The 19,382-nt window shown below is 62.3% G+C and carries 19 protein-coding genes; 9 read left to right on the top strand and 10 right to left on the bottom strand.

What is annotated here, in order from left to right:
* Positions 1-86: 86 nt before the first annotated feature.
* The 3 genes from GA0061105_RS08210 to ubiE all read right to left on the bottom strand — a co-directional run bounded on the left by GA0061105_RS08210 (position 87) and on the right by ubiE (position 4,152).
* Entirely contained in the window at positions 87-1,664 is a 1,578-nt protein-coding gene (locus tag GA0061105_RS08210; RefSeq protein ID WP_064693538.1) for an aromatic amino acid lyase, read from the bottom strand.
* An 88-nt stretch (positions 1,665-1,752) separates the two neighbouring features.
* Positions 1,753-3,327 carry a 2-polyprenylphenol 6-hydroxylase gene (ubiB, locus tag GA0061105_RS08205; protein WP_064693539.1) on the bottom strand — a complete coding sequence of 525 codons (1,575 nt, stop codon included), beginning with the start codon at positions 3,325-3,327 and terminating at the stop codon, positions 1,753-1,755.
* A gap of 48 nt (positions 3,328-3,375) precedes the next feature.
* A complete protein-coding gene (gene ubiE, locus GA0061105_RS08200) occupies positions 3,376-4,152 on the bottom strand; it encodes a bifunctional demethylmenaquinone methyltransferase/2-methoxy-6-polyprenyl-1,4-benzoquinol methylase UbiE (RefSeq protein ID WP_064693753.1) in 777 nt (258 codons plus the stop codon).
* A 149-nt stretch (positions 4,153-4,301) separates the two neighbouring features.
* Here ubiE and mutM point away from each other — a divergent pair, with 149 nt between their 5' ends.
* The 5 genes from mutM (at position 4,302) to GA0061105_RS08175 (ending at position 10,102) form a co-directional block, all read left to right on the top strand.
* Positions 4,302-5,192, top strand: coding sequence for a bifunctional DNA-formamidopyrimidine glycosylase/DNA-(apurinic or apyrimidinic site) lyase (mutM, locus tag GA0061105_RS08195; RefSeq protein ID WP_064693540.1), 891 nt, complete (start codon positions 4,302-4,304; stop codon positions 5,190-5,192).
* A 22-nt stretch (positions 5,193-5,214) separates the two neighbouring features.
* Positions 5,215-5,988: an enoyl-CoA hydratase gene (locus tag GA0061105_RS08190; protein WP_064693541.1), complete on the top strand. Its 774-nt coding sequence runs from the start codon at positions 5,215-5,217 to the stop codon at positions 5,986-5,988.
* 191 nt (positions 5,989-6,179) lie between these two features.
* Positions 6,180-6,458 carry a 30S ribosomal protein S20 gene (gene rpsT, locus GA0061105_RS08185; RefSeq protein WP_064693542.1) on the top strand — a complete coding sequence of 93 codons (279 nt, stop codon included), beginning with the start codon at positions 6,180-6,182 and terminating at the stop codon, positions 6,456-6,458.
* A gap of 837 nt (positions 6,459-7,295) precedes the next feature.
* Positions 7,296-8,846: a chromosomal replication initiator protein DnaA gene (dnaA, locus tag GA0061105_RS08180; protein ID WP_064693754.1), complete on the top strand. Its 1,551-nt coding sequence runs from the start codon at positions 7,296-7,298 to the stop codon at positions 8,844-8,846.
* 173 nt (positions 8,847-9,019) lie between these two features.
* A complete protein-coding gene (locus GA0061105_RS08175; protein WP_064693543.1) occupies positions 9,020-10,102 on the top strand; it encodes a saccharopine dehydrogenase family protein in 1,083 nt (360 codons plus the stop codon).
* Between the two features lie 65 nt (positions 10,103-10,167).
* Here GA0061105_RS08175 and hemW read toward each other — a convergent pair whose 3' ends face one another.
* The 4 genes from hemW to rph are packed head-to-tail and all read right to left on the bottom strand — an operon-like array spanning position 10,168 to position 13,166.
* Positions 10,168-11,370, bottom strand: a complete 1,203-nt coding sequence (hemW, locus tag GA0061105_RS08170) for a radical SAM family heme chaperone HemW (RefSeq protein ID WP_064693544.1) — start codon at positions 11,368-11,370, stop codon at positions 10,168-10,170.
* Between the two features lie 9 nt (positions 11,371-11,379).
* A complete protein-coding gene (gene rdgB, locus GA0061105_RS08165) occupies positions 11,380-12,024 on the bottom strand; it encodes an RdgB/HAM1 family non-canonical purine NTP pyrophosphatase (RefSeq protein WP_064693545.1) in 645 nt (214 codons plus the stop codon).
* On the bottom strand, positions 12,025-12,450 hold the full coding sequence (locus tag GA0061105_RS08160; RefSeq protein WP_064693546.1) for a VOC family protein: 426 nt from the start codon (positions 12,448-12,450) through the stop codon (positions 12,025-12,027).
* Positions 12,447-13,166, bottom strand: coding sequence for a ribonuclease PH (gene rph, locus GA0061105_RS08155; protein WP_064693547.1), 720 nt, complete (start codon positions 13,164-13,166; stop codon positions 12,447-12,449). The genes GA0061105_RS08160 and rph overlap by 4 nt, the downstream gene beginning before the upstream one ends.
* A 126-nt stretch (positions 13,167-13,292) precedes the next feature.
* Between rph and hrcA the strand changes: the two genes are divergently transcribed.
* Both hrcA and grpE read left to right on the top strand, forming a co-directional pair.
* Positions 13,293-14,381 (top strand): heat-inducible transcriptional repressor HrcA, encoded by a 1,089-nt coding sequence (gene hrcA / locus GA0061105_RS08150; protein WP_064693548.1) that lies wholly within the window; start codon positions 13,293-13,295, stop codon positions 14,379-14,381.
* A gap of 111 nt (positions 14,382-14,492) precedes the next feature.
* Entirely contained in the window at positions 14,493-15,128 is a 636-nt protein-coding gene (grpE, locus tag GA0061105_RS08145) for a nucleotide exchange factor GrpE (protein WP_064693549.1), read from the top strand.
* A gap of 39 nt (positions 15,129-15,167) precedes the next feature.
* Here the strand turns inward: grpE and GA0061105_RS08140 are convergent, their stop codons facing one another.
* Complete coding sequence (locus GA0061105_RS08140) at positions 15,168-16,112, bottom strand: nucleoside hydrolase (protein WP_064693550.1); 945 nt, start codon at positions 16,110-16,112, stop codon at positions 15,168-15,170.
* 280 nt (positions 16,113-16,392) lie between these two features.
* Here GA0061105_RS08140 and GA0061105_RS08135 point away from each other — a divergent pair, with 280 nt between their 5' ends.
* Positions 16,393-16,818, top strand: a complete 426-nt coding sequence (locus GA0061105_RS08135) for an Hsp20 family protein (protein ID WP_064693551.1) — start codon at positions 16,393-16,395, stop codon at positions 16,816-16,818.
* A 47-nt stretch (positions 16,819-16,865) separates the two neighbouring features.
* The gene (locus tag GA0061105_RS08130; protein WP_008524631.1) at positions 16,866-17,123 is read left to right on the top strand and encodes a BQ00720 family protein; all 258 of its coding nucleotides are present in this window, start codon (positions 16,866-16,868) and stop codon (positions 17,121-17,123) included.
* A gap of 223 nt (positions 17,124-17,346) precedes the next feature.
* Here the strand turns inward: GA0061105_RS08130 and trmB are convergent, their stop codons facing one another.
* Together trmB and metK are read right to left on the bottom strand one after the other, a co-directional pair.
* Positions 17,347-18,048: a tRNA (guanine(46)-N(7))-methyltransferase TrmB gene (gene trmB / locus GA0061105_RS08125; RefSeq protein WP_064693552.1), complete on the bottom strand. Its 702-nt coding sequence runs from the start codon at positions 18,046-18,048 to the stop codon at positions 17,347-17,349.
* Entirely contained in the window at positions 18,045-19,298 is a 1,254-nt protein-coding gene (gene metK, locus GA0061105_RS08120) for a methionine adenosyltransferase (RefSeq protein WP_064693553.1), read from the bottom strand. The genes trmB and metK overlap by 4 nt, the downstream gene beginning before the upstream one ends.
* Between the last annotated feature and the right edge of the window lie 84 nt (positions 19,299-19,382).

Here is a 19,382-nt window from a genome sequence, read left to right as displayed (position 1 = left end):
GCCAAAGCGCCCGCGTCTTTCGGAGGGCTCATGCTTCGATTGGTTAATGTAGAGCAGGATTGAGATTTTGGGCCTTCGGCCCGCAATCACCCTGCTCGGCTGGCCAAGCGCCCTTCGATGGGCTCCGGGGAACCGAGTGCGAAGAAATCGTCGAAGGAGGCGATCGGAACCTGTTCGGTCAGTTTCGAGAGGAAATCGTCCGAGCCGAGTTCTTCCTCGATCGCCTCCACCTCGGCTGAAAGCGGCCGGTCGACGGTGTAAAAAGCCGCATGTTTGCGCACGACCTCATAGAGCATGCCGGCGACGCCCTTCGGTTCATCGCCGAGAATGTCGATCGCCTGGGCAGACAGCAGCGCCTCGAGCGCCGCGAGCCGCTTCAGCGCCTGCATCTGCCGCTCGAAGCGCTCGATGACCAGCGGCAGGAAGGCGGCCTCGTCCTCCAGGCCGGCTGCGACCACCAGCGACTGCGCCGAAACGGGGCCGGACATCGACAAGACGCGCGAGAAGATCTCGCCGGCCAGCTTGATGATCGGCCCGAAACCGGTGGCGATCCGTCCCGGCGGCACCAGATTGACGGGCAGGTCGCGCCGCTGGCCGTTGCCGAGGATGACGCAGCGGTTGAAGGCGTTTCGCGCCGCATGCGCCATGCAGAGCGCGGCCGATTCAAGCAGGATCGTCACATCGAGCGGAAGCGAACCGCCTGATGTCATTACCCGACCCTCGACGACGACCGGATTGTCGTCCGAGCGCCCGGTGGCGGCGAGGATCTTGTGACCGGTCGAGAGCAGATTTTCAATGACGGCGCCGAACACCTGGGCGATCATGCGCAGGCTGAGCGGATCCTGCACATGCGTTGCAACAGGCCAGTCCCATTCGTCCGACGCGTTGCAGAGCCAGGCGCCGATCAGCGCCTCGCGCGCCGTGCCGACATGGCGAACCGCCTTCCAGGGATCGCGGGAGGCGCCGAGTGCGCCGGCGGCCATCATCGCCGTGGCGAGCAGGATGCGGATCGAGGCCGCGGCATTGCGCGTCGTTTCCGCCGCCGCCGCAAAGCTCACCGCATTGACACTCAGCGAGGCGAGGCTGTCGCGCGGCGCCATCCGCACCGGTTCCAGTCCCGCCTCCCGGAACGCGTCGGCCGCCTGCATCCGGTTGCCGCGGTAGACCGCTTCGCCGACACCGGTCAGCACCGCGCCGATCTGCCCCATCAGGCCGATATCGGCGCAGCCGATGGAGCCGGTGCGACGCACAACCGGGACAAGATCGGCCTCGAGCATCCGGATATAGGCCTCGATCAGTTCCGGCGTGCAGCCGACCTGACCGGTCAGCGCCGTGTTGATGCGGATCGCCATGGCATTGCGCACGACATTGCAGGAAAAGGGCGTGCCGGTGCCGAAATGATGAGCGCGCACCAGGCCGAGATTGAAGGTATCGAGCTCGTCGGCCGACCATTCCACGTCCTTCATGGCGCCGACGCCTGTCGTCGAGCCGTAGACCGGCATGCCGGATGCGATCGCGTCTTCGACGATTTCGCGGGCAATCGCGATGCGGGCCATGCCGGTTGCGGAAGCCGAAACCCGCGCCTTGCCGGCACCAATCGTTACCATCTCGGCGAAACCGAGCGGTCGTCCGGAAAGTTCGATGCCAGAGCGTTCGTGCTGCATGTGCCTTATCTCCTAAACTGCGAGACTAAGCGAGCCCTCCGTCACATGGGATATCCTAAATGCCGAACACAGCATGTTATCGGAGCGGTCAGCTCAGCATCCAGGCAATATAGAGAAGCGTCAATGCGATCACCCAGAGCGCGATCCTGCCCGAACGGTTATGCCGTGCCTCGGCCTTGCCGATTGCCTCGGCCGTCTGATCGTCGAAACGTAGGCCATGTTCGCTCATATGCAGCAGCTGGTGGTGGAATTTCTCGGTTTTCGCCGCGATTTCGGGCGCGGCTTCGGCGAGCTTGACCGCCGCCTTCAGCCCGTCCTTGAGGTCGGTGACGATCCGCTTCGGCCCGAGATTGGTGCGGATCCAGTCGCCGACGACCGGCTCGGAGGCCTTCCACATATTGAAGCGCGGATTGAGCATGCGCGACACGCCTTCGACCACGACCATGGTCTTCTGCAGCATCACCAGCTCCGGCCGTGTCGCCATGTCGAAGAGTTCGGTCACTTCGAACAGCAGCGTCAGGAGCTTACCCATCGAGATCGTTTCAGCCGGCTGCCCATGGATCGGCTCGCCGATCGCGCGGATCGCCTGGGCGAAGCTTTCGACATTGTGGTGGCCGGGCACGTAGCCGGCCTCGAAGTGCACCTCTGCGACCCGGACGTAATCGCGGGTGATGAAGCCATAAAGAATCTCGGCGAGGAACCGTCGCTCCTTCTTACCGAGCCGCCCGACAATGCCCATGTCGACAGCGACGATCATGCCGCCGGCATCGACGAAGAGATTGCCCGGATGCATATCGGCATGGAAGAAACCGTCGCGCAGCGTGTGCCGCAGGAAAGACTGGATCAGCGTGTCGGCGAGCAGATTGAGGTCATGGCCGGCCGCGCGCAGTCCCTCGACATCGGACATTCTCGTGCCGTCGATCCATTCCATGGTGATGACGTCGCGGCCCGTGCGCTCCCAGTCGACCTTCGGCACGCGAAAGCCGGGATCGCTGTCGGTGTTTTCGGCGATCTCCGAAAGCGCTGCCGCCTCCAGGCGAAGATCCATCTCCACCTTCGTCGTCTGTTCCAGCGTCTTCGTCACCTCGACCGGCCGCAGCCGCCGGCTCGACGGCATGAAACGCTCCTGCATATGGGCAACGAGGTACATTGCCTCGATGTCATGGGCAAAACGCTGCCGCACGCCGGGTCGCACGATCTTGACGGCAACCTTCTTTCGGCCTTCGGATGTCTCGACTTCGGCCGGATGCACCTGCGCGATCGAGGCGGCCGCGATCGGCTCGCCGAAGCTCGCATAGAGTTCGCCGATCGGCCGCCCCAGCGATCCCTCGATATTGGCCTTTGCGGCAGCAGAGGGAAAGAAGGCCATCCGGTCCTGCAGCTGCGACAGGTCGTTGGCGAATTCGACGCCGACGACGTCGGGCCGCGTCGCCAGGAACTGGCCGATCTTGACATAGGAGGGACCGAGCCGTTCGACGGCCTGCGCCAGCCGGTCGCTGCGCTTTTGATGCCGCGCTCTGCTGCGCTCGAAAATCGTGACGAAGGATTTGGCAAGCGCGACCGAAGGCGGCAGGCCTTCGGACGGCAGAGCCGACACGACGCCCTCACGCACGAGCACCCAGCCGACGCGCCAAAGGCGGAAATAGGCTCCGAAAGTGCTCATGCTGAAGTGCCCCGCCGAGGGAGGTTCGTCTTTTTTTCCTTCATTCCCTCAGAGCTTCCAGCCGGAATGCAGTGCGGCGATGCCGCCGGTATAATTGGTATAGGTGACGCGCGAAAAACCGGCCTGGCGGATCATCGCCGCGAAATTCTCCTGGTTCGGGAACTTGCGAATCGATTCCACCAGATACTGGTAGGGTTCGGCATCGCCGGTGATCGCCTTGCCGAATTGCGGAATGGCATTGAACGACCAGGCATCGTAGATCTTGTCGAGAAGCGGCATGTCGACCTCGGAAAATTCCAGCACCAGCAGCCGTCCGCCGCGCTTCAACACGCGGTAGGCCTCCGACAGCGCTGTATCGATCCGCGGCACGTTGCGGATACCGAAGGCGATCGTGTAGGCGTCGAAGCTGGCTGCCTCGAAAGGCAGCTCTTCGGCATTCGCCTCGACGAAGGTAAGATTGCCGGAAAGCTTCTTCTTTTCCGCCCGTTCGGCGCCGACACCCAGCATCGAGCCGTTGATGTCGAGCACGGTGGCGTGCGCCTGCCGGCCCGAGGCCTCGACGATGCGGAAGGCGATGTCGCCGGTACCGCCGGCAACGTCGAGCACCTTGTAGCCCGCCTCCTTGCGCGGGTTGAGCGCCGAGATCATCGCATCTTTCCAGAGCCGGTGCATGCCCGCCGACATCACGTCGTTCATGATGTCGTAGCGCTTGGCGACCTTGTGGAACACCTGGTTGACCAGGCCCTGCTTTTCGCCGCCGGCTACCTCGCGAAAGCCGTAGGAGGTCTCCATGCCGCCATCGGCGGAAGTGCGGCTTTCTGACATCAGGCTGCTCCGTTCCTTGAAGATCGGCGCGGCGGCCATAGCGAAAGACCGCGCGCGACGTTATCACTGGGGCCGCGCTCTCCGCGGCACACTGGCGCTATAGCGCACATCGTCCTCGGTTGAAACACGTTCGATAGAGATGGGTTAAGATGCCGGAATTGCCAGAAGTCGAAACGGTCAAACGTGGCCTTGCGCCGGCGATGGAGGGGGCTCGCGTCGCAAGGCTGGAGCTGCGCCGTGGGGACCTGCGCTTTCCTTTTCCCGACGCTTTGGCGGAAAAAGTGTCCGGCCGCACCATCGTCGGCCTTGGCCGCCGCGCCAAATATCTGCTGGTCGATCTCGACGACGGCAATACGCTGATTTCCCATCTCGGCATGTCCGGCTCCTTCCGCATCGAGGAGGGCGCCGCCTCCGCGATGCCGGGCCAATTCCACCACGCCCGCTCGAAGGACGAGAAACACGACCACGTCGTCTTTCATCTGCAGGGCCCGGACGGCGCTCGCCGCGTCATCTACAACGACCCGCGTCGTTTCGGCTTCATGGATATGGTCGGACGCGCCGATCTCGCCGCCCACCCCTTCTTCCGCGATCTCGGCCCGGAGCCGACCGGAAACGAACTCGGCGCCGCTTATCTGGCCGAACGCTTCCGGGACAAGGCGCAGCCGCTGAAGAGTGCGCTGCTCGACCAGAAGAACATTGCCGGTCTCGGCAATATATATGTATGCGAGGCGCTGTGGCGCGCGCATTTGTCGCCGCTCCGTGCTGCCGGCACGCTGGTGACGCCCGGCGGCCTGCCGAAGCAGCAGCTCGACCTGCTGGTCGCCTCGATCCGCGCTGTCATCACCGATGCGATCGCGGCCGGCGGATCGTCGCTGCGAGATCATATTCAGGCCGACGGATCGCTCGGTTATTTCCAGCATTCCTTCTCCGTCTATGATCGCGAAGGTCAGGCTTGCGGCACGCCCGGCTGCGGCGGTACGGTCGCACGTATCGTGCAGGCGGGTCGCTCCACCTTCTATTGCGCCGCCTGTCAGAAGTAACAGATGCAACCGGGAGAACAGCATGGCTTACGAGACCCTGATCGTCGAAACCCGAGGCAATGTCGGCCTCGTCACGCTGAACCGCCCGCAGGCGCTGAACGCGCTGAACTCCACCGTGCTGAGGGAGCTGAAAGACGCCTATGCCGCTTTCCATCAAGATGGGTCCGTCGGTGCGATCGTGCTCACCGGCTCAGAGCGCGCCTTTGCCGCCGGCGCCGACATCAAGGAGATGCAGCCGCTTCAGTTCGCCGATATCTATAAGAGTGACTTCATCAGCGGCTGGGATGACGTCGCCAAGGCGCGCAAGCCGGTAATCGCTGCCGTCAGCGGTTTTGCCCTCGGCGGTGGCTGCGAACTCGCCATGATGTGCGACTTCATCATCGCCTCGGAGACGGCGAAGTTCGGCCAACCCGAGATCACCCTTGGCGTCATCCCCGGCATGGGCGGCTCGCAGCGGCTGACGCGCGCCGTCGGCAAGGCGAAGGCGATGGATCTGATCCTGACCGGCCGCATGATGGATGCGGCCGAGGCGGAACGATCAGGACTCGTATCGCGTGTGGTGGCGCCCGAGCGTCTGATCGACGAGGCTCTTGCCGCGGCCGAAAAGATCGCGTCGCTTTCCCAGCCCTCGGTCATGATGGCCAAGGAGGCGGTCAACCGCGCGTTCGAGACGACGCTGGAGGAAGGCTTGCGGTTCGAACGCCGCCTGTTTCACAGTCTCTTTGCCACGGACGATCAGAAGGAAGGCATGACGGCCTTCGTCGAGAAGCGCAAACCTGTCTTCAAGCACCGTTGAATGCTTTTCGGCGCTTGCGGCTGGAAAGCTTGAAAATCCGCGTTGACGTGGGCCGGCTTTAGGGTTATATGCCCGCCCACGGTTCGGAAAGCCGGTCTGGTTTTCCGCGATTGCTCCCGAATTGCTGGATTTTGTGGCCGCAGGGCCCGCGGTAATGGCGGAGTTTGTTCGAATTCTTGAGAGAGGCATCCATGGCCAATACAACTTCGGCGAAAAAAGCGACCCGCAAGATCGCCCGCCGTACCGACGTCAATAAGGCTCGTCGCTCGCGCGTTCGTACTTTCGTTCGCCAGGTCGAAGAGGCCATCGCATCCGGTGACGCCGACAAGGCGAAGGCGGCTTTCCTGGCAGCTCAGCCGGAACTCGCCCGCGCCGCCAGCAAGGGCGTGCTGCACTCCAACACGGCATCGCGCAAGGTCTCCCGCCTGGCCGCTCGTGTGAAGGCTCTTTCGGTCACCGCGACCGCGTAATATTCCATTAACGACCTCTTCGTTATGATTAGCCCGGTAATTTTACCGGGCTTTTTCGATTCCGCTGAACGGCCTCTTTGTGGTTAATCGCGCGACTGTTTCGTGTCAACGCCATGACAGGAAAAACCGTTTAAAAACAATGGCTTGCGCAAGGATGCTTTTGCGCTGAGCGACTCTGGCCCGCCCTCCTGGGGGCATGGGCGAGTCAAGAAGATTTTTATTTTTTTTCTTTCATTGCGTGTCAAAATAGCCCGAACGGGGAATCTCCTTGATTCAACAGCGATTCTTTTTTGACGCTGGTGTGACGCCCGAAAAGGGCAGGCGGAGTCAATGGCCGCTTCTTAATTTAGCGTAAAATTCATCGTTGATCTTGCCATTTGATCCTGCCTAAATGGCGTCCAACAAAGGGCGCGGACATCACCTGCAGAGTTCGGTCTAAACTGCCACGTCGGCAGGGCGATACGTTTGTGCCATTTGTTACGGAGCCTTGCGCTTCCGTTTTTTCAAACACTTGACGGATTTGGGCCGTAACGTGGCTGTTACGGGCAGGGATGTTTTGTGCCTATGCAACCACACGTTTAACGTGAGGCTGCTGCATAGGGGATAGTAATATTGCGTTCGGGCTGGTCGGCCGAAACGAGGATCGACCGCCAGCCTGGCACGGAACGCCGGATGAAGGCGCCGCATGAACGCGGTACCTGCAACGGACTTCTGTGCCGTGTTTGAGTGAACCGGCAGGCGAGTGGCTTCATGAGGATGCCGCCAGCCCGTCAAAGCGGGGAATGCTCGGGCGGCCGTTTTAGCGGAGGCCGCCCGGTGGAATGGAAAGGCGGCATTATGCAGATGAATACGATGAAGGCGGGCGGGCTCGACAATGGGGATGCGGCACCGCAGGCGTTCGGCTCCATTCGCCTGGAAGTGGGGGAAGCTAAGGCGGAAATGAAGCAGAGCATTCTGTTTGAGCGCGTCAGCGCGCGCTTGAAGGCCCAGGTCGGTCCTGATGTCTATGCCAGCTGGTTTGCCAGGCTGAAGCTGCATTCGGTATCGAAAAGCGTTGTTCGCCTGTCGGTTCCCACGACCTTCCTGAAGTCGTGGATCAACAATCGCTATCTCGATCTCATCACCGGTCTGTTCCAGGCCGAAGATCCGGAAATCCTGAAGATCGAAATTCTGGTGCGCACGGCCACCCGCAGCGGCATGAAGGCCGCCGACGAGGTGGTCCAGCCGGAGCCTGCCGCTCCCGCGCAGATGCGCCGTCCGCCGAGCGCCCAGCCGGCCGGTCAGGCCGTCCAGCAGGCAGTTTCGGCGGTTGCCGCCGCAAGGCCCGCAAGTCTTGGTGCGCCGCTCTTCGGCTCGCCGCTCGACGGCCGTTTCACCTTCGATACCTTCGTGGAAGGCAGCTCGAACCGCGTCGCGCTTGCGGCTGCCAAGACGATCGCGGAAGCCGGCTCCGGCGCAGTGCGCTTCAATCCGCTCTTCGTCCATTCGACGGTCGGGCTCGGCAAGACCCACCTGCTGCAGGCGATCGCCAATGCGGCGGTGCAGAACCCGCGGGCTTTGCGCGTCGTCTATCTCACGGCCGAATATTTCATGTGGCGCTTCGCCACGGCGATCCGCGACAACGACGCGCTGACGCTGAAGGACTCATTGCGCAATATCGATCTCTTGATCATCGATGACATGCAGTTCCTGCAGGGCAAGATGATCCAGCATGAATTCTGCCATCTCCTGAACATGCTGCTCGACAGCGCCAAGCAGGTCGTCGTCGCCGCCGACCGTGCGCCATGGGAGCTGGAGTCGCTCGACCCGCGCGTCCGCTCGCGCCTGCAGGGCGGCGTCGCGATCGAACTCGACGCGCCGGATTACGAAATGCGCCTCGAAATTCTCAAGCGTCGTCTCGCTGCGGCCCGCCTTGAAGATCCGTCGCTGGAAATTCCGGCAGACCTGCTTCAGCATGTCGCCCGCAACATCACGGCCAGCGGCCGCGAACTTGAAGGCGCCTTCAACCAGCTGATCTTCCGCCGCTCCTTCGAGCCGAACCTGTCGATCGAGCGCGTCGACGAGCTGCTCGCTCATCTCGTCGGCTCCGGTGAGCCGCGCCGCGTGCGCATCGAGGATATCCAGCGCATAGTCGCCAGGCACTACAACGTCTCGCGCCAGGAGCTGGTCTCCAATCGCCGCACCCGCGTCATCGTCAAGCCGCGCCAGATCGCCATGTATCTGTCGAAGACGCTGACGCCACGTTCCTTCCCGGAGATCGGCCGCCGCTTCGGCGGGCGCGATCACACGACGGTGCTGCATGCGGTGCGCAAGATCGAGGAGCTGATTTCCGGCGACACCAAGCTTTCGCATGAAATCGAGCTTTTGAAGCGGCTGATCAACGAATAATCGACAGATCTTCCGAAAATTCGACGGCTGGAAGCGATTCCGGCCGTTTTCCTTTATCAGCCTTTTATTCTATACCTCCGCCACCCAATGATGTCGGCTGGAAGGCGCGGCGGCTTTGGCATGACAAAGACATAAGACGAATAAGCGCCGAGAAGGGCGCATGGGAGGAATGAATGAGTTTCAAAAAGATCGCCGTCCTCGGCCTCGGCAAGGTTGGACGGCTGGCGGCGACACTTTTGCATGAAGGCGGTTTCGAGGTTATCGGCGTCGATGCGCAACTGCCGCTGAGCGATGTTCCCTTCACCTGCCGCACCGGCGATATTTCCGACCCTGAGGTGATCGGCGAGCTGCTCTCGAGCGTCGAGGCGGTGCTGTCCTGCCTGCCATATCACCTGAACATCGAATTGGCCCGTGCCGCCCATCTTGCCGGTATTCATTATTTCGATCTGACCGAAGACGTCCCGACTACGAACTTCATCATCGAACTGTCGAAAAGCGCTCGCGGCCTGATGGCGCCGCAATGCGGCCTGGCGCCCGGTTTCGTCGGCATCGTCGGCGCAAGCCTCGCCGACGGCTTCGATCGCTGCCGTTCGATCCGCATGCGCGTCGGCGCTCTGCCGCAGCATCCGACGGGCCTTCTCGGATATGCCTTCAACTGGTCGCCGGAAGGCGTCGTCAACGAATATCTGAATGATTGCGAGGTCATCGAAGGCGGCGTGCGCAAACTGGTCTCGCCGATGGAGTGGCACGAGACCGTCTATGTCGGCGGCGTCAAGCTCGAAGCCTTTACAACCTCGGGCGGTCTCGGCACCATGTGCGACACCATGCTCGGCAAGATCGATAATCTCGACTACAAGACCATGCGTTATCCCGGCCATATGGAGCTGATGAACTTCTTCTTCCATGAGCTCTTGATGCGCGACAAGCGCACGCTCGCCGGCGAGATCCTGACCAATGCCAAGCCGCCTGTTGAAGACGATGTCGTTTATGTCCATGTCGCCGCCGAGGGGACGGAGAACGGCGGCCTGCGCCGCAAGGAATTCGTGCGCGCCTATTATCCGATCGAGATTGCCGGCGCCCGCCGCACGGCGATCGCCTGGACGACGTCGGCCTCCGTCGTCGCCGTGATCGAGATGGTCCGCGACGGCCTGCTGCCGGCGACCGGCTTCCTGCACCAGGAGCATATTCCGCTTGAGATGTTCCTGAAGACGCCGACCGGCAGCCTCTTCAAGGCGGGTACGACCAGCCACGGCTGAGAGGCACTTTCCGGCGCGGACGGCGACACAGCTGCCGCGCCGGGATCAGCCCAATTGCCTGCACGTCAGCAGGCGAGGTCGGCGACGACGGAATCGAGGATCAGCATGCCGGAGGGCGTGCAGCGCAGGCGAGAATTGCCGATCCGCTCGATGAACTTGTGTTGCAGCAGGAATTCTTCACGTTTCGGGTCGAGATCGCGGCCCGAAAGCTGCTGCCAGCGGGCGAGGTCGACGCCTTCCCGGAGCCGCAGTCCCATCAGCAGCAGTTCGTCCGACTGTTCCTCGTAGCCGAGCCGCTCCTCGTCGAGAATGCCGTGGCCGTCGCGCTCGACCATCTCGAGCCAGGCTTCGGGCTTGCGCTCGGTGGCGGTCGCGATTTTTTCGCGGCCGCGCGTCAGCCGGCCATGCGCGCCCGGGCCGATGCCGGCATAATCGCCGTAACGCCAATAGGTCAGATTGTGCCGGCTTTCGGCGCCCGGCCGGGCATGGTTGGAGACCTCGTAGGCCGGCATGCCCTCGCGGGCCGTGATCTCCTGCGTCGCCTCGTAGAGCAGGGCCGATTGCTCGCCATCCGGCACGATCAGCTTGCCTGATTTGTGCAGGCCGTAGAAGGGCGTGCCTTCCTCGATGGTGAGCTGATAAAGCGAAAGATGATCAACCGCATAGGAGATCGCCTCTTTCAGTTCCTTTTCCCATTCCTCGACCGTCTGGTCCGGGCGGGCATAGATGAGATCGAAGGACATGCGCGGGAAGATGTCTCGCGCCAGCCGGATCGCCTTCAGCGCGTCGGCGACATCATGCAGCCGGCCGAGGAATTTCAGATCCTGGTCGTTCAGCGCCTGCACGCCGAGCGAGACACGATTGACGCCGGCCGTGCGGTAGCCGCGGAAGCGCTCGGCCTCGACGCTCGACGGATTGGCCTCCATGGTGATTTCGATGCCGGCAGGCACATGCCAGTGCCGCGCGATGCCGTCGAGAATGGCCGAGACCGTTTCCGGCTTCATCAGCGAAGGCGTGCCGCCGCCGAGGAAGATGCTCGTCACCGTCTTCGGCCCGCTGAGGGCCCGCACTGCCGCCATCTCCTTCAGGAAGGCCGATGTAAAGCGCTCCTGATCCACCGGTTGATGGCGCACATGACTGTTGAAGTCGCAATAGGGACACTTCGCCGCGCAGAAGGGCCAATGCACGTAGACGCCGAAGCCGGGCTCGCCGGTATCGGGCAAGAGCGCCGCATCGCGCGAGAGGCTTGGCGTATCAAAATTGCCCACGGACAGACCTTATGCCTCCAAGCAGGTTTCGACAAAAAGCTTGAAGGCGCGGGCCCGGTGCGACAGTGCCTGCGGCTTGCCGACGTTCCAGCCGTGTTTTTCCTCGCCGCTCATCTCGCCGAAGGTCACCCCGTAACCTTCTGGCTGGAAGACCGGATCATAGCCGAAGCCCTGCGTGCCGCGCGGCGGCCAGACGACAGTGCCTTCTACCTCGCCGCGGAAAAGTTCCGTATGACCGTCCGGCCAGGCAAGGCAGAGCACGCTGACGAAACGCGCTCCGCGTTCTTCGGGCGTCGTCGCGCCGGCGTCCTGCAGCGCCTTTTCCACCTTGGCCATCGCCATGTCGAAATCACGCGTGCCGTCGGCCTTCTCCGCCCAGTTGGCGGTATAGACGCCGGGATCGCCGCCGAGCGCGTCGACAACCAGCCCGGAATCGTCGGACAGCGCCGGCAGGCCGGCGGCATTGGCCGAGGCGACGGCCTTGATCGTCGCATTCTCCTCGAAGCTCGTGCCGGTCTCGTCGGGCTCGACGAAATTCAGCTCGGCCGCCGATTTGGCGGTGAAACCGAGCGGCCCGATCAATTCCTGGATTTCGCGGATCTTGCCGGCATTGTGACTGGCGACGACGATGGTCTTCGTTTCGAGCTTGCGCATTCAGCTATCCTGTTCGATACCCCAAATTCTAGCCTCCGCGCATTCCAGGCTGTTGCCGGCTGGATCGCGGAAATAGATCGAGCGGCCGCCATTCGGCCAGTGCACTTCGGATTCGATCGCGACGCCGGCCGACTTCAGCCGTTCGGCCATCGCATCGATATTGGGGCCGGAAACCCGGAAGCAGGCATGGCCCTCGCCAGTCGTGCCGTGCGGTGGCACCTGCAGCGCGTCGGGGGCGGGCGGTTTTACTGTTTCCTCGGGATTGAAGATCAAGAGAACCCCTGGTCCGCAGCGGAAAAAGACATGCCGGTTGCTGGCGCGGGTGATCTTCTCAAGCCCGAGCACGTTTTCGTAGAACGCCTCGGCCCGGTCGAGATCGCGCGCGTAGAGCGCCGTCTCCAGCATGCCTTCCAGCATCGGGTTCATCCCGCAATCGCCTCTTTCTGCAGGGCGACGAGTTCGCCGATGCCGTTCTTGGCAAGATGCATCAGCGAGGTGAATTCCTCTTCGCTGAACGGCATGCCTTCGGCCGTGCCCTGGATCTCGACGATGCCGCCGGCGCCGGTCATGACGAAATTCGCATCGGTCTCGGCCGAGGAATCTTCGAGGTAGTCGAGATCGATGACCGGCTGGCTGGCGAAAACGCCACAGGAAATGGCGGCGACATGATCCTTCAGGACCCGGTCGACCTTGATCATGTTGCGGCTTTCCATCCATTTCAGGCAGTCGTAAAGCGCGATCCAGCCGCCGGTGATCGAGGCCGTCCGCGTGCCGCCATCGGCCTGGATGACGTCGCAATCGAGCGTGATCTGCTTTTCGCCGAGCGCCTGCAGATCGACGACGGCGCGCAGCGACCGGCCGATCAGCCGTTGGATCTCCTGCGTGCGGCCGCCCTGCTTGCCGGCGGCGGCTTCACGCTTCATGCGCTCGCCGGTCGCCCGCGGCAGCATGCCGTATTCGGCCGTGACCCAGCCCTTGCCGGTGTTGCGCAGCCATGGCGGCGTCTTTTCCTCGAGGCTTGCGGTGCAGAGCACATGCGTATCGCCGAATTTCACCAGGCATGAGCCTTCTGCGTGCTTGGAAAAATTGCGCTCGAACGAGACCTTGCGCATCTGGTCGGTTTTTCTGCCTGAAGGCCGCATTCTCATCTCCTGGAGTTGTTGACCGCTTCTACGATTGGCGGCGCCCATTTGCAAATTCCCTTTTGCCACGGGTGCGAGTTTGACTATATTTTCGGGAGCATCATCAGTGTGGGTTTGAAAAGGTTCATGGGCATCAGGTCGACGTCGGTTTCGGATGCCGTCGCTGCGCTGGACGAGCGCTCCAGGGAAATTTTCCGCCGCATCGTCGAAGGTTATCTCGACAGCGGCGAGCCGCTCGGCTCGCGCAATCTGTCGCGCCTGCTGCCGATGTCGCTCTCGCCGGCATCGGTGCGTAACGTCATGAGCGATCTCGAGGAGCTCGGCCTCATCTATTCGCCGCATGTCAGCGCCGGCCGGCTGCCGACCCAGATCGGCCTGCGTTTCTTCGTCGACGCCTTCATGCAGGTCGGCGATCTCTCCGCCGAGGAACGCGCCAATATTGACCGCCAGGTGCGGGCCGAAAGCGGCGGCAACCCGGTTGAATCGATGATGAACGAGGCAAGCCGCATGCTCTCCGGCATCTCGCGCGGCGCCGGCCTCGTCATCACCTCGAAGAGCGATCCGGTGCTCAAGCATGTCGAGTTCATCCGGCTCGAGCCGACCAAGGCGCTCGCCGTGCTCGTCGGCGATCACGACCAGGTGGAAAATCGCATTATCGAATTGCCGGCGGGCGTCACCTCTTCGCAGCTGACGGAGGCGGCGAATTTCCTCAATGCACACATGTCCGGCCAGACGCTGCCGGAACTGCGCAAGCAATTAAGCCGGCTGAAGGATGACGTCCGTCACGAACTCGATGCCCTCTCGCGCGATCTCGTCGAGCGTGGCGTCGCCGTCTGGGCCGGCAGCCCGGACGAGGGAAAGCCTGCCCAGCTGATCATCCGCGGCCGCGCCAATCTGCTCGAAGGCCTCGCCGGCGCCGAAGATCTCGACCGGCTGCGCATGCTGTTCGACGATCTCGAAAAGAAGGACAGCCTGATCGAGCTTCTCAATCTCGCCGAAAGCGGTTCGGGCGTGCGCATCTTCATCGGTTCGGAAAATAAGCTCTTCTCGCTGTCCGGTTCCTCGCTCATCGTTGCGCCCTATCGCGACGAGGACGACCGGATCGTCGGCGCCGTCGGCGTCATCGGGCCGACGCGGCTCAATTATTCCCGCATCGTGCCGATGGTGGATTACACCGCCCAGCTCGTCTCCCGCCTGTCGCGCAATCCGCTTTGACGCCACGCTGCCGAAGATCGCGGAATTTTCGCTTCTTCGTCACGCAGACTTGATTTTTTTTGGTCAAACCTCGATATCGGGCGCATCTGAAGACACCAACCGGAGACCGTCATGACCGATGAAACGACGAAAAACGGACCTGACGCAACTGCGGCCGATGCCGCAGCCGACGCCGCCGCCTACGTCGAGACTGAAGCCGCCGAGCAACAGGAGGTAAGCCAGCCGGACCCGCTCGAGCTTGTCAAGGCCGAGAACGCCGAGCTGCGCGATCGCTACCTGCGTCTTGCTGCCGAAATGGATAATCTGCGCCGCCGCACCGAGCGCGAGGTCAAGGACGCCAAATCCTATTCGGTCGCCGGCTTCGCGCGTGACATGCTCGCCGTCTCCGACAATCTGCGCCGGGCACTGGACGCCATCTCTCCGGAGGCCAAGGCCGCGGCTGATGCCGGCCTCACCACGCTGATCGAGGGCGTCGAGATGACCGAGCGCTCAATGCTCTCGGCGCTTGAGCGCCATGGCGTTCGCAAGCTGGAGCCGGTCGGTCAGAAATTCGATCCGAATTTCCATCAGGCAATGTTCGAGGTGCCGAACCCCGAAGTGCCGAACAATACCGTCGTCCAGGTCGTGCAGGCCGGCTTCACCATCGGCGAGCGCGTATTGCGCCCGGCCATGGTCGGCGTCGCCAAGGGCGGCCCGAAGCCGGTCGAGGCCGAAACCAATTCCGTCTTCGACGAGAAGGACGCCTGAGGTCGTTTTTCCCTCCGTCTCGGAGACGAAAGAGAAAGATCAGATGCGGGCGAAGCGTTCGATCAACAGATCGAAGAAACCGTCCGCATCGACATGGCGCATCACCTTGGCATTGCGCTTGCGGTCGGTCACATGCCACCAGTCGACGACGGTCATGCCGACGGTGAGTTCGGACTCGACCTCGATTTCGACATTGCAATCCCGGCCTTGGAAGAGCTCCGGCTTCAGGAGATAGGCGACGACCGTCGGGTCGTGCAGCGGCCCGCCGTCGGAGCCGTATTTCTCGATGTCGAATCGTTCGAAGAACTCCAGCATTTCGACCATGGCCTTAACAGGCGCCGTGCCGATCTCGGCCATGCGCTTGACCCGGTCCTTGCGGGTCAGCAGCTGGTGCGTCACGTCAAGCGGCATCATCACGATCGGGACGCCGGAACGGAACACGATGTCGGCTGCCTCGGGGTCGACATAGATGTTGAATTCGGCCGCCGGCGTGATGTTGCCGCCCTCGAAAAAGCCGCCGCCCATCATCACCAGCTCGCGGATGCGGGGGACGATGTCGGGCGCCTGGCGGAACGCCATGCCGATATTGGTGAGGGGGCCGAGCGTGCAGAGTGTCACCATCCCTTCCGGCTCGCGGCGCAGCGTCTCGATAATGAAGTCGACGGAATGGCCGGGCTGCAGCGCCATTGTCGGCTCGGGCAGATCAGGGCCGTCGAGTCCGGTCTTGCCGTGCACATGTTCTGCCGTCACCAGCTTGCGGACGATCGGCGCGTCGGCACCGGCGAAAACCTTGACGTCGGCGCGGCCGCAGAGCTCGCAGACGATGCGCGCGTTGCGGCTGGTGAGAGACAGCGGCACGTTGCCGGCGACCGTCGTAACCCCCAGCACCTCGAGCTCGTCCGGGCTGCCGAAGGCGAGCATGATCGCAGCCGCGTCGTCCTGCCCCGGATCCGTGTCGATGATGATTTTTCTCACGCTTGTCATTCCGATCGTCCCATCCTCGCCATGTCAGTTGCCGCGGCAGGCAGCATTTCTTCATCTCCCGTCACAAATCGGCACATTCGGCGCGGGCATGTTTTGATGCGAGGCAGCCGGGCCATTGTCAAGCAAGGAGGCGGGCGCCGCCATTTTTAAATTTGAGAGGTGTTGAAGATCGGGGGTCGGCCGCGCCTTGCAGCGCCGGGCGCATGTCCCCATATTAGCGGCATCCGGATGCTGCGCTTGAGGTCCGGGATGGTCGCTTGCATCAAGGACTTGAAAAGAGATGAGCCGCATTACCCCTTTCGCCAGCCCTCTGCTTCTGGGCTTCGACGCCATGGAAAAGACGCTTGAGCGCATTTCCAAGGCGAGCGACGGATACCCGCCTTACAACATCGAACGCATCGCGGCCGATAGCGGTGCCCCGGAACGTCTGCGCATCACGCTTGCCGTCGCCGGCTTCAGCGAGGAGGAACTTGATATCTCCACCGAGGAGAATCAGCTTGTGATCCGCGGCCGCCAGCTGGATCAGGGCGAGCGAGACTATCTTTATCGCGGCATCGCCTCCCGCCAGTTCCAGCGGACTTTCGTTCTTGCCGACGGCATGCAGGTGCTCGGCGCCGGCCTCAAGAACGGTCTGCTCTCGGTCGATCTAATTCGTCCGGAACCCGCGCGCATGGTCAAGAAAATTAACATTTCGGTCTCACAGTAGCACAACGGTTTGTCGAACCGTTGGTCCCTTCTCCCGGAGGAACAGGAATGTTGATGAAAGAAGCCACGTCTCACTTGACCAAATCCGAGCTTGCCCACATCGGCAACGGCGAGGTCGCCTACATCAGGAAAATGCGCACCGAAGAGGTTGCCAAGTGTTTTCCCGAGGCGCCGGATATCGATCCGAACGTCGATCTATGGGCACTTTTCGGCGCCGACGGCACGCCGATCCTTTTGACGGACAACCGCTCCAGCACCTTCTTCAAGGCTGCCGAAGACGAATTGAAGACGGTCAGCCTGCACTGACCGTCCAATAACGCCTGTCGCATTTCGCTGCTCTCGCGGTGCGCGGTCGTTTAGCCGATTGGCGGTGATCGCGACGGATGTCGCGACATAGCTCGCCTTAACAGGTTATGAAAACGAAATGCCATCAGGCATTTGCAGCGATGCTGCTTCGGCATAATCTGATCGTCGTAGGTGCCGTGCGTACGGCGTCACGATCGCCCTTCAACACCTTCCAGCGCCGAATTCAGATCTTCTTGAAGGTCAGATAGGCCGAGGAGCGGCCCTCGCGGCGCGCCTTTGCCTCGTAACGCGTGCTCGGCCAGCCCTGATAGGGCGTCAGCCAGTCCGCCGCATTTTCTGCCAGCCAGTCGAAGCCGCCATGGTCGCGGCATTTGATCAGCGCCCAGTTCACATAGGTGTCGATGTCGGAGGCGAAGCAGAACAGGCCGCCTGGCTTCAGCACGCGATGAAAGCGGTCGAGATTGGTCTTCGAGACGAAGCGGCGTTTCCAGTGCTTCCGTTTCGGCCAGGGATCCGGATAGAGCAGGTCGATCTGGTCGAGCGCGCCGTCCGGCAGCCAGTCGAGCAGTTGCGTCGCATCGTCATTGTAGACGCGGATATTCGAGGCACCCGTCTCGCCGACGCGGGACAGAAGCTTCTGCATTGAATTGACGAAGGGTTCGACGCCGATGAAGCCGGTCGAAGGCGCCTCTAGCGCGCGGTGCATCAGATGCTCGCCGCCGCCGAAACCGATTTCCAGCCGCAATGTCTTGACCGGAACCGGGAAGAGCGATGTCAGCGGCTCCGGGGGAGCCGCCGAGAGATCGATGAGGAATGCCGGGAGCAGGCTGGTGAGTGTTTCGGCCTGCTGTTCGCGCAGGGCCTTTCCCTTGCGGCGACCGAAAAAGGCTTCGGTCGCCCGGCCCCGGCGTTCCATATCCGTCATGCAGCAGCCTTGGTCTTGACGGCTTCCTTGAGCGCCTTGACGAGGTCGGTGCGCTCCCAGGAGAACGAGCCATCGCGGCCGGCCTTGCGGCCGAAATGACCATAGGCCGAGGTCTTGGCGTAGATCGGCTTGTTGAGGTCGAGGTGACGGCGGATGCCGGACGGCGACAGGTCCATGTTCTCGCGGATTGCCGCTTCTACCTGATCCTCGGAAACGCCCTTGCCGGTGCCGTGCAGGTCGACATAGATCGACAGCGGCTGAGCGACGCCGATCGCATAGGAGAGCTGGATCGTGCAGCGGTCGGCAAGGCCGGCGGCGACAACGTTCTTGGCGAGGTAGCGGGCGGCATAAGCGGCCGAACGGTCGACCTTCGTCGTGTCCTTGCCGGAGAATGCACCGCCACCATGCGGAGCAGCACCGCCATAGGTATCGACGATGATCTTGCGGCCGGTCAGGCCCGCATCGCCGTCCGGTCCGCCGATGACGAACTTGCCGGTCGGATTGATGTACCACTTGCAATCGTCGGCAATCTTCAATTCGCCGAGCGCTTCGCGGATATAGGGTTCGACGACGGCACGGACCTTCTTGGAGTCCCAGCTCTCGTCGAGGTGCTGGGTCGAAAGTACGATCGAGGTCGCTTCCGACGGCCTGCCGTCAAGGTAGCGTACGGTCACCTGGCTCTTGGCGTCGGGGCCGAGCTTGGCGACCTCGCCGTCGCCCTTCTTGCGGGCGGCAGCAAGCAGTTGCAGGATCTTGTGGGAATAATAGATCGGAGCCGGCATCAGGTCCGGCGTTTCCTTGCAGGCGTAACCGAACATGATGCCCTGGTCGCCGGCGCCCTCGTCGCCCTGCTGATCGGCGGCGCTGTCGACGCCCTGGGCGATGTCGGCCGACTGCGAGTGCAGAAGCACGTCGATCTTCGCCTTCTTCCAGTGGAAGCCGTCCTGCTCGTAGCCGATATCCTTGATGGCGCGGCGGGCGGCAGCCTTGAACTTCGACGGGTTGATGACGTCCTTGCCGTCCTTGTCCTTCTTCATCAGGCTCGGCGGCAGGCGGACCTCGCCGGCAATGACGACGCGGTTGGTCGTCGCCAGCGTTTCGCAGGCAATGCGCACGCCCCACGGATTGACGCCGGTCTTGGCCGCTTCGCGGTAGACCAGGTCAACGATCTCGTCGGAGATGCGGTCACACACTTTGTCCGGGTGACCTTCGGCAACAGATTCGCTGGTAAAGAGATAATTCGCGCGCATTCCGGGATTCCCCTCAAAGAATAAAAGCCAGCTAGTAGGTACTCAGTTCGGGCGCCGATGACAAGCGCACAAGGACATAAATAT

Origin of the sequence: Rhizobium aethiopicum (assembly GCF_900094625.1) — a bacterium.
Taxonomy (GTDB): domain Bacteria; phylum Pseudomonadota; class Alphaproteobacteria; order Rhizobiales; family Rhizobiaceae; genus Rhizobium; species Rhizobium aethiopicum.
Note: the sequence above shows the minus strand (reverse complement) of the source record. Positions and strands in the feature narration are given on the sequence as shown.